A 7884-nucleotide genomic window follows, 5' to 3' on the forward strand; every position below is an offset into this window, starting at 1 on the left:
GGATTAACCTCAGCCAATGTTCATGACGTAAACTATCTTGGAATGATAGACAAAAAAGAACAACTTGCAGGTTATGAGTTAATTGCAGACAAAGGTTATCTCTCATTGGGCTATCAAACATCTCTTTTTGAACAAGACAAAATCAGACTAATAACACCAATTAGAGGTAATATGAAAGAAAGAGTAGATGTGTGGAATAAGTCTTATCGATATATTAGAAAAAGAATTGAAACACTTTTTTCACAACTCTGTGATCAAATGATGTTTAAAAGAAACTACTCAAAATCATTAGATGGCCTGCTTACAAGAGTCGTTGCAAAGGTAAACGCTGTAGCTGTTTTACAATTCATAAATATGTCAAACAATAGACCAATAAATCAGTTGAAGCATGCCATGTTTATTTAAACCGCACAAGGGGTTAAAATAATTAATATCCTAAAAATCATTGCCATTCCCACAATTTATGCATTATTGTTGAGAACTGTTTTTGGAGAATCAACCTGGAATGGGGTATTCAATATGATGTCAAAGACATTTCTGTTTCTATTGCCTTCAATAATTGGTGCCTTAACGGTTTACTTCTCTAAAAAAGAACAAACTCAAAGTTTTACATATTGCTTTTGCATGCCTTGGGTTCCTATTTTAGTTTTTTTTCTAATAACTCTTATTTTTGGTTATGAAGGATGGCCTTGTTTATTAATGATTCTTCCAATTTTTCTACTAGCTTCCTCTATTGGAGGACTTATTGGAGGATATTTCAAACAAAAAAAGAAGGACAATAAAGTATATCTCTCCGTCTTAACTATTTTACCATTACTTGTTTCGCCTATTGAAAGTTACATGGGAGCAAACTCGACACCATACAAAGCCTACACCTACATCGACATAAATGCTCCTGTTGATAAAATTTGGGATAACGTGACACGAGTAAGTGAAATTAAGAAAGAACAAGACAAAGGTTGGCTTACAAATTTATTGAACTTTCCTAGACCAATAAAAGCAGAACTTAATTTTGAAGGGGTAGGTGCTTATAGAGAGGCTATATTTACAAATGGACTTGTTTTTCACGAAACCGTAACTGAGTATGTTGACAATAAAAAAATGAGTTTTACAATTAAAGCACTGCCACACGAAATACCATTAACAACCATGGACGAACACTTGGTTATTGGAGGGAAGTATTTTGATGTTCTAAACGGTACTTATGAGCTTGAAAAACTCAATGACAAAACTTACAGATTGCATTTGTGGAGTAATTTTAAATTGACAACTACATTTAATTTTTATGCCAGTTGGTGGGCAAAAAACATAATGAAAGACATTCAGAACAATATCTTGCAGATAGAAAAACAAAGAGCTGAAAATGAATAATTGTGGAAAGTACTGGTTTTGTGTCAGGCAGGGCAAAGTGGAAAAATTTAGCTACTTTAATGCCAAGACAATCCGATGAATAGAAATATTATAATTATTCTAACTTTACTTATCCTGATCGTTTCTTGTAAATTCAAGAAAAAAACAGATATCGTCGATACTCAAAGAACAAACAACTCAGTTTCCAAAAACGATAGTCTGACTTATACACTAATCTCAAATAAACAATATTTTAAGGACAGTTTATTAAAAGATAAGACGGGAATCGTCGAGACCTATTTTTCACTTTATCAATCTGACACTTGTGGAATTTTGGCAAATAAAAATTCAAAATTGAAAGAAGAATTTGAAGGCATTAGAATAGTTAAAGGAATCAAAACAAATAAAAAAAATGACACCGTTTTTGTAATGCCAAATTTTAATTACTGCGACGACGGCGAATCCTATTATTTTTATGATAAGTACTTACCAAGACTTCAGACGGACTCATTTTGTTGTCATCCAGAAAACTTCTTTGTTTATAAAGACATAGACGAAGACGGATTTAATGAAGTGGGAATTTTCTATTCTTCTTGTCTAAGTCGATATAAATCTTTGAGAATTTACAGCTTAAAGAAAAACACTTGGAATGAAATTGGAATTGCTTCTTTTGATATAATGACAAAGGATCCTACAAAAGTAAAGTTTGACAACTTGGTTAAAAAAATAGGTAAAAATAAATTTCAAATATGTAATTTTTATGAAGGACAAACTGAATGGAAAACGATAGAAATGAAATAATTACCCTGCTGTCCCATGGATATTTCCTTTGGACGGGCGAATGGCGGGTTTCACCCGCAGAATACAACTCTACTCCAAAACAATTTCCCACTTGAATAAAGTGCAATGATTCGAATAAACATTTGCACCAAAAAAACCACCCATTCCAAGCCTGCCAAATAACTAAAGACAAACTCAAAGCAAGGCTGAAAAAATAATAATTCAGTGTAACTTTCGTTAGACTTGACTTATTCTAATTTACGATATTGATAGCTTTCGGAGCATTTCTACCTTACTTTTGATTCGGCTACATTTAACCTTAGGAATTAAGCCCTTTCTTTACACTTCACCAAGTATCAGGGCACTTTTTTGACTGCTGACTTGCAAAAACCTTATCAATTCATCAGTAGGATTAAAAAATCAATGGAAAACAAACAAGAGCAGCCTAAAATTCTTAAAAAAAGATATATACCAACCGCCGAATTTTATAGCCAAATTATTGATAGCCTTCAGGATTATTCCATTTTTACGATTGACAAAGACTACATCATAAACAGCTGGAGCTCAGGCTCTACAAAAATATTCGGCTACGAAACAGACGAAGTCATAGGCGAACCTTTCGATATTATTTTTACCGAAGAAGACCTCAAAAGTGGCGTTCCGAGAAGAGAAATCGACACAGCTCTGATAGAAGGCCGAGCAACAGATAACAGGTGGCACATTGCCAAAGATAAGAGCATATTTTATGCCTACGGCTTGGTTTTTCCACTCATTGGAGTTGAAGGTGAGCTGCTGGGCTACGTCAAAATATTGCGTGACCTCACCGACAGAAAGCAATCTGAAGACGCCATAAAAAAATATGTGCGAGAGTTGGAGGACCTCAACACCCACAAAGAAAGTGTGATGGCCATTCTTTCGCACGATTTGAGAAGTCCGCTTTCGGCCATCATCGGAACAGCGAAATACTTGAAGGAGAATTTCCAAACCATGAAACCTGAGGCTGTGCAACACATGCTGGATCTGCTGTATAAATCGTCGGTAGACGAACTAGACATGCTGGATTATTTGGTAGAATGGGCCAGAATAAAATATGCCTCCGACGTGTTTTCGCCCACTCGTCTCAAACTCACCGACTATATTGCCAAGGTCTTTGCCTCTTTGAGCGAGATGGCCGCCATAAATACCATCAACCTGCACCACGAAATCGCGGAAAATACCACCGTGTTTGCAGATGGTAAAATGCTGATTTCTATTATACAAAACATTGTTTCGAACGCCATAAAACATACCGAGAAAGGGGGAAAAATAACGGTGTCGGCCACCACCGAAAGCGACAGGATTGTAGTACGCATACAAGACACCGGCGTAGGCATGTCTGAGGAAATAATGGCCAAACTTTTTACTCCGCAAATGAAAAGTCTCTCAGAAACCAGAAAACAGAACAAAGGAGCGGGCATCGGACTGTTGCTGGTGAAAGGTTTTCTCGAAAAAAATGGGGGAGAAATTTGGGTAGAAAGCATTGAGGGTCAAGGCTCTTCCTTTTATTTTACCTTACCGACCGACAAGCCTTCTTATAAAATAGGAAGTGCTGACGAAATTATGTTTGACGAAAGTCCTTGAGGCAAGGTTTGGTAAAAGGCAAAAAAAGGCCCCAACTGACCGTATAATAAAAATAAGGTTTGGCTTAATCCGCATTTCACACTTTACTTGAGCATATATGAGAAATATTTTTATTTATATAAAACCCTAATAAGTAGACACATACTTATCTAAGCCGCACAAAAAAAGGTGATTTACTACATGAAAACCGTTACTTTTTAGACTTTCTGGGGTCATAAATCCGTAGTTTACCGTTTAATAAATTAGGTATTTCTACGCTAAAAATGTCATTTTTTTGATGTTTATTTTGCAATACAAAAATTAATAAAAATGAATCTATTAAGTTTTTTAAACATCGTTGGAGACTTTGGTTTATCACTCTATAGAATAGACCTCATCTTTATTTTGCCGCTTTTACTTATTCTTGGACTTTACGAGCTGTTTACGCTTATAAGGTCAAAGAAATACAACAAATATTGATTTAAGATTTTTACTTCATAATGGTTAGGGTTAAATGCAAACGTGCCGACTTCTTAGTCGGCATTTTTGTTTTTAGTCATTTGGCAACTTTATCAGAAATAAAACCACTTCGAAAAAAAACAAAAACTTTCTAGCAAATTTTTAGAGTTTAGAAGGAATTACTATATTTAAAAATTAATCTCCCGCTATGAGATACATAACTATAAAAACCATTATACTAGTCACATTTTGTTGTTTATCAGGCTATTCGCAGAGCCCTAGTTTTGTAAATAACCTGAATTTTGCCACCAGTTTTGTCTGTTACGATGGGCAAATGACCATCAACGCCACAGTTGCCAATGCCGAAGCTTATCAATTTCAAAAACGAAATGAAAGCACCAATCTATGGGAAAATATCGCCGGAGCATCAGGCACCATAAGTAGCTCTCCTGCCGTTATTAGTCATACTTTTTTCGGAATTCGAGAGAACATTACCACCCGTGTGGTTATTTCCAAAAACACCACCGAACTAACGAGTAACGACATAACCATATCTCCACAAAGGCCTATTTTTAACTTTCAACCGCTAGATATTACCCAATGCAATGGTTTGAATGCCATTTTTCGAATTTCTTCTTCGGGTGTGGGGAGTCTAAGCCATCAATGGCAAATTAGCACCGGAGGAGTTTTTCAGAACATATCCAACGGGTCGGAATATTCAGGAACCACCAGTTCAAGTATGAGCGTGCTCAACTTAGCAAACAATGAAAATGGGAAAGTATTTAGATGTCTAGTAAAAGACGCAAACAATTGTGAGAATTATAGTAATGCAGCACAATTATCTGTTAATCAATTGAGTACAGGAGTAAGTCCAACTACAAGCACCACCTTTTGCGAAGGCCAGAATGTCCAGTTTTCTGTTGCTCTAAACGTCGGAACAGTCACCAACTACGACTGGCAACTAAGAAAAACCACCGAATCAACCTACACATCCTTGCAGAACTCTTCCCGATACGAAAATGTAAATACCGATATCCTGAAAGTAAACGGAATTCTACCGAATGAGAATTCTTACAAATTAAATGTAACCTACCAAAATTTAACCCAGAATGCAGATGGATCCAGAAACACCGGGACCTGTATAAAATTTGCAGAAAGAACCAATTATACCATACGACCAAGACCAGCCGCACCCGTACAAATAGACGATGTATACCGATGTTCCACGGGTAAGGTTTCAGCATCTGTGGTTTCAACAAATAAGATATTTTGGTACACAGATAGTACCGCTGTGCCTTTTATAAGCGACAATCTCAATTTCATAAGCCCGACTTTAACAGCAACTACAAAATGTTTCTACAGCCTTAAAGATATCAACGGATGCGAAAGCTACAAACGTACATTTCAGGCGATCATAAGGCCATTACCGAGTCAGAGTTTTGAAAAAGCTATCCAAATTTGTTCTACCGAGAATAAATTTCCTTTGGCTTTCGACAACATAAATAACTCACCCTTAGAAATCTATGTTTTAAAAACTACCCCTTCCCTACCCGGCTTTACAGACATAGTGGCAGCACCTTTTTCAAATAACTTTGAGGTTTCGCTGCCCAACACGTTCAACAGCGGTGACTATAAATTTAAGGTATTCACCAAAAACCAACATTGTTTTTCAGACACGAGCCTTGTGGATATGAAAGTCAAAATTGCAACAAAAGTCCTAAATGGTCCAACTGCAAGCACTGTTTGCGAGGGCACAAATCATACTTTTGGAATTCAATACAATGCTGAAAATCCAGTAAGTTTTAAATGGTACAAAAACGATTTGCTCCTACCGACTGAAACCTCGGCCTCACTGTTGTTGGAAAACCTCCAACCAGCAGATCAGGCACAATATAAGGTCGAAGTTACGGGAGATTGTGGAATAGAAATGACTGAAAATGCTCTTTTGACCGTACTTCACAAAATACAAATAACAAAACAGCCCGAAAATACGCTTGTTTGTCAAAATAACACCGCAAAATTTAAGGTTGAAGCTACAGGTACCGGAACTTTAAACTACGAATGGACTCGGAATGGAGAGATAATTGGCTCCAATTCGCCCGAATTGGTTCTAGAAAATGTTCCTTTGGCCTTTAATAATTCTTTAATAAAATGTAAAATAAGTTCTGACTGTGAACCAGTTACATTTACCGATGAAGTTCTTTTATCTGTAGATGCCCTTCCAATAGCTCCAGCAGCCACGGACAATCAAGGTTTTTGCAAGAATCAAACACCAGCCAATTTGATGGCTACTGCCTTGCCAAATCACAGTTTACATTGGTTTGATGAAAACCAGACCGAATTGGCTTCAAATCAAATAGATGTAAGTTCTATTTTTACAAAAACATTTTATGTTTCTCAAAAGAATAGCAACTTATGCGAAAGTCCAAAAACTATGATTCAGGTTTCAGTAAATGAGCCTTTTGAGATAACCAGTATTTCTGACAAAACTGGACTCTGTTCTTCTGGACTATTTAATCGAACTGGCACAATAAATACTACTGTTTCTCCTGCTGGTACCTCCGGAATTACGTTTGAGCTTTTCAAAGATGCGTTGAAAATTGGCGGTAATACCAGTGGTGAATTTGACATCAATGGCGGTGGAAACTACAAAGTTATTGCCACAAAAGGCTACTGTTCAGCAAATTCAGAAATATCGATCAGCTCACTTCATCCCGAACTTGCAGGTTCTCCATCCTTGCAAGCTCAAAACGAAATTTGCAAAAACACCAACATAACTCTTGAAGCCAGTGGAACCTTCAATGGTGGAAATTACGCATGGTACAGTTCTGAAAACTCGCCTTTTCAAAGTTTTTTGGGTGCCGAATATACCCTGAAAAATGTGAGTACCAACCAAACTTGGTTTGTAGCCTACGGAATCACCACCAACGACACTTATTGTGAAACACCGCGGGTGGCAAGTTCAATCACCATGCTACCCGACTTGGAAATTACAGCCCAAATAACGAACACTAGTTGTGCTGGCCTAATGGATGGGCAAATAGTTTATACCATAACGAATGGAGTAGTTCCTTACACATTTTCTCAAAATGGAGTTTCCAACACCACTGGCGTATTTGGTAACTTGTCCATTGGCACTTACACCGTTAATGTGGTTGATTCGAAAGGCTGTTTAGGTGAAAAAACAGTAACTGTTGCCATGAATCCAGGCGTAAACATTACCCAACACCCATCAAACATCAATAGGTGTCGCACAAATATTGCAAATTTCACCTTAACTGCATCGAACTACGACCAAATAGTTTGGGAGAAAAAGCTTCCTGGAAACACTGTTTTTGAGATCATTGCAGGCGAAAATTTGCCGAATCTTAGAATTGAAAATATTGGAAATACCACAAATCCTCATAAGACCATTTACCGAGCAAAGCTTACCAAAGGAACATGTTCGGTTTATACCCAAGAAGCTATTTTGTTTGTCAATTCCATATCAGGAACGGGCACATCTAAAACGGTCTGTGAAAACGCTAGCACTTTTTTCAACCTAAGTGAATACACCATAGTTGGCACTAACAAAACCTATCAATGGCAATATAGACAAGGTACTTCGGGCGTTTTCACCGACCTGACAGGCGAAAATGCTGAAACTTTAAGCTTAAACAATACTCAATCGGTCAGTGGTGGTTATTATAGATGTCG

The 7884-nt window shown here is 37.0% G+C and carries 6 protein-coding genes; all 6 read left to right on the forward strand.

What is annotated here, in order from left to right:
- A partial coding sequence (locus EGI31_RS13850) for a transposase (RefSeq protein ID WP_255037822.1) occupies window positions 1-405 on the forward strand: 405 nt, incomplete at its 5' end.
- 294 nt (window positions 406-699) lie between these two features.
- Complete coding sequence (locus tag EGI31_RS13855; protein ID WP_255037823.1) at window positions 700-1371, forward strand: SRPBCC family protein; 672 nt, start codon at window positions 700-702, stop codon at window positions 1369-1371.
- Window positions 1372-1446: 75 nt separating this feature from the next.
- The gene (locus EGI31_RS13860) at window positions 1447-2151 is read left to right on the forward strand and encodes a hypothetical protein (RefSeq protein WP_255037824.1); all 705 of its coding nucleotides are present in this window, start codon (window positions 1447-1449) and stop codon (window positions 2149-2151) included.
- A 402-nt stretch (window positions 2152-2553) separates the two neighbouring features.
- On the forward strand, window positions 2554-3750 hold the full coding sequence (locus tag EGI31_RS13865; protein WP_255037825.1) for a PAS domain-containing sensor histidine kinase: 1197 nt from the start codon (window positions 2554-2556) through the stop codon (window positions 3748-3750).
- 309 nt (window positions 3751-4059) lie between these two features.
- Window positions 4060-4209, forward strand: coding sequence for a hypothetical protein (locus EGI31_RS13870; protein ID WP_255037827.1), 150 nt, complete (start codon window positions 4060-4062; stop codon window positions 4207-4209).
- A gap of 187 nt (window positions 4210-4396) precedes the next feature.
- The coding region (locus tag EGI31_RS13875; RefSeq protein ID WP_255037828.1) for a SprB repeat-containing protein at window positions 4397-7884 on the forward strand (3488 nt) is incomplete at its 3' end.

The organism is Lacihabitans soyangensis (genome assembly GCF_024343775.1).
In the GTDB taxonomy this organism is placed as follows: domain Bacteria; phylum Bacteroidota; class Bacteroidia; order Cytophagales; family Spirosomataceae; genus Leadbetterella; species Leadbetterella soyangensis.

Excerpts from the sequence above, each read along its gene's own strand:
- EGI31_RS13855 (WP_255037823.1), top strand. The coding sequence starts at position 700 with ATGATTCTTCCAATTTTTCTACTAGCTTCCTCTATTGGAGGACTTATT.
- EGI31_RS13860 (WP_255037824.1), top strand. The coding sequence starts at position 1,447 with ATGAATAGAAATATTATAATTATTCTAACTTTACTTATCCTGATCGTT.
- EGI31_RS13865 (WP_255037825.1), top strand. The coding sequence starts at position 2,554 with ATGGAAAACAAACAAGAGCAGCCTAAAATTCTTAAAAAAAGATATATA.
- EGI31_RS13870 (WP_255037827.1), top strand. The coding sequence starts at position 4,060 with ATGAATCTATTAAGTTTTTTAAACATCGTTGGAGACTTTGGTTTATCA.